General features: G+C 73.6%; 1 protein-coding gene. It reads right to left on the reverse strand.

Annotated elements, in window-relative coordinates; genetic code table 11:
* On the reverse strand, positions 1-1,662 hold a 1,662-nt coding region (locus QH276_RS32965), incomplete at its 3' end, for an alpha-(1->3)-arabinofuranosyltransferase domain-containing protein (protein WP_280407011.1).
* Positions 1,663-1,868: the final 206 nt, after the last annotated feature.

Below are 1,868 nucleotides of genomic sequence, written 5' to 3' on the forward strand. Positions count from 1 at the left end.
GGGGGCCCCCCCCCCCCCCCCCCCCCCCCCCCCCCCCCCCGGGGGGGGGGTCCGCGGGCCCCGCGGCCCCCCTAACCCCCCCCCCCCCCCCCCCCCCCCCCCCCCCCCCCCCCGCGCCCGCCCCCCCCCCCCCCCCCCCCCCGCCCGGCCGGCGGCGATGAGCCGCTGTACGGAATCCATGGCCCGGATGGTCCCGGGCGGGTTCAGCGGTACGGCGTCGCGTACCGCCCACGGTGTCCCGGCCAGTGCCTGCAGTGGTTCGTCGCGGGTCAGGCCCCACACCTGGCTGCCGAACGGCGCTCCCGGTACGACCAGTGCCCGGGTGTCGGCGGCATTCTCGCGTAACCAGTCGGCGGTCTGCTGCCAGTAGGCGGGTACCTCGCCGTAGGCGCCGCGCGGGGCGAGTTTGCCGGTCCAGGCCAGTGAAGTGGACAGCGCGAGCGCCGCCAGGATCAGCATCGCCACCGCGACCCGGCGGTCGCGGTGGGGGTTCGCGAAGGCGTGCCGCCATTCCCGCAGCCGCACCGAGGCGGGCAGCGGCACCCGGGCGAGCAGTTGCGCCAGGCCCAGCACCAGCGGCAACCGGATCAGCGGCTCCAGTTTGTGGACATTGCGCAGCGGTGCGCCGGTGGAGTCGAGGAAGATGCGTACGGATTCGGCGAACGGCCCGCCCAGCTGCCCGACGTAACCCGCGCAGATACCGGTCAACCCGACGCACAGGATGAACACCAGCCGCCCGCGCCCGGGCATCGAGCGCAAGGCCAGGCCTGCCATCCCCGCCGCGGCGAGCAACCCGGTCGCGAGCACCGCCGCCGGCTGGGTGACCAGCACCGCCCCGGCGATACGTTCCGGCGAGACGAACGGTGTCCAGCTGTCGGTGCCGCGCAGGACTTCGCCGAGTGAGGCCCATTGGGTGGTCACCCCGGAGGATTCGATGTAGTCGAGGAACGGCGGGCTCACCCGGCCGAGTAGCAGCAGTGGCACCGCCCACCACGCCACCGCGAGCACCAGCAGCGGCACCCAGGCGCGGGTGAAGCGCCACCAGTCGCGGTTGGGCCGGTAACTCGCCCACCACAGCAGCGCGGGCAGGAACGCCGCCACCGTCGCGACCGCGTTCACCGCGCCCATCAGCGCCAGCGCCAGCGCACTCCCGGCCGGGGAGAGCGACCCGCCGCGCCGGCGCCGCCGGTACGCAGTGCCGAGCGCCGCGGGTGCCAGCAGCACCCACGGCGCCAGCATCATGGGCAGGGTTTCCGAGGAGATCGAACCGAGAGTGGTGAGCACCCGCGGCGACAGGGCGTACGCGATCGCCGCGATGATCCGCGACCCGCGCCCGCCGATCCCCAGCGTCTCGCAGAGTTTGACCACCCCCCAGAACCCGGCGAGCAGCAGCAGCGCCCACCAGACCCGCTGGGTCACCCAGGCGGGAACGGCGAGCAGATCACCGAGCGCGAAGAACGCGCCGTGCGGGAAGAAATACCCGTAGGCCTGGTTCTGGACCTGGCCCATCGGGGCCTGGCTGCTCCACAGGTGGGCGGCGCGGGCCAGGAAGCCGAGCGGATTCTCGGCGAGGTCGTATTTGGTATCGGCGACGGTGAGCCCGGGAGCCTGCAGGAAACTGAGCAGGAAAGCGATAACGGCCGATCCGGCGAACCAGCGCATACCGAGCCGGTCGGCGGGCCCGGGTGCCGCATTCTGGGCCGCGCGACGAGTATCGGCGGATTCGGACTGGTCGGGCACCGTGGGTCAGGCGTTCGACGTCCCCGCCGCGGCAACCGGGCGGGGACGTGGCGGGGGCGGGTAGTGTCTCAGCGCTTTCCGTATTAGACGCTGTTGAGCAGCGAACTGTGCGCATTACCGCTGCGGTC

This window comes from Nocardia carnea (assembly GCF_029869215.1).
In the GTDB taxonomy this organism is placed as follows: Bacteria; Actinomycetota; Actinomycetes; order Mycobacteriales; family Mycobacteriaceae; genus Nocardia; species Nocardia carnea_B.